This is a genomic window from Geminicoccus harenae (assembly GCF_019800005.1).
GTDB classification, from domain to species: domain Bacteria; phylum Pseudomonadota; class Alphaproteobacteria; order Geminicoccales; family Geminicoccaceae; genus Geminicoccus; species Geminicoccus harenae.
In genome coordinates, this window is the sequence record NZ_JABGCL010000228.1 from 1 (window position 1) to 637 (window position 637).

Annotated in this window: 1 protein-coding gene; it reads right to left on the bottom strand. The window is 39.4% G+C overall.

Annotated features, from left to right (window positions below; translation table 11 throughout):
* Positions 1 to 3 precede the first annotated feature (3 nt).
* The coding region (locus HLA95_RS27710) for a reverse transcriptase domain-containing protein (protein WP_222185187.1) at positions 4 to 637 on the bottom strand (634 nt) is incomplete at its 5' end.

A 637-nucleotide genomic window follows, 5' to 3' on the forward strand; every position in this document is an offset into this window, starting at 1 on the left:
CTTTCAAGCACATCTAGGAGGCCCCACATCTCTATGATAATTATGCATAATTTCTTGGGTCAACAGAATATTGTCAGAAATAATTCTACCATGAACAAAAGCAGACTGGAAAGGGCTAATAATGTCAGGAATGCATAACTTTAGCCTATTAGCAATAATTTTTGATATACATTTATACACAACATTGCAACAAGCAATAGGTCTAAACTCATTAAAGGAAGAAGGATTTGGAACCTTGGGCACAAGCGCAATGATGGTACAATTGATCTCTCTAAGCATGCATCCAGAAGAGAAAAAAGAAGTTATCGCCTCAATAACATCAGCACCCACAACATCCCAAGCTTTCTTGAAAAAAAGGGAGGAGAACCCATCTGGACCAGGAGCCTTGTCATTCTTTATAGAGAAGATGGTGGATTTAATCTCTTCAGCAGTAATACCCCGGTTAAGAATATCAACATGATCCTGAGACCATCTAAACCCCTCCAGATTATTCAACATTCCAGAATCATCAGGTGACCCAGGGTCACTACCCAAAATGGATTGAAAGAACGAAACAGCTTCATTCTTTATAGTATCAGGATCCTCAGACAAAGAACCATCAGCACGGGCAATACACTTGATAGAGTTGATGGCATTC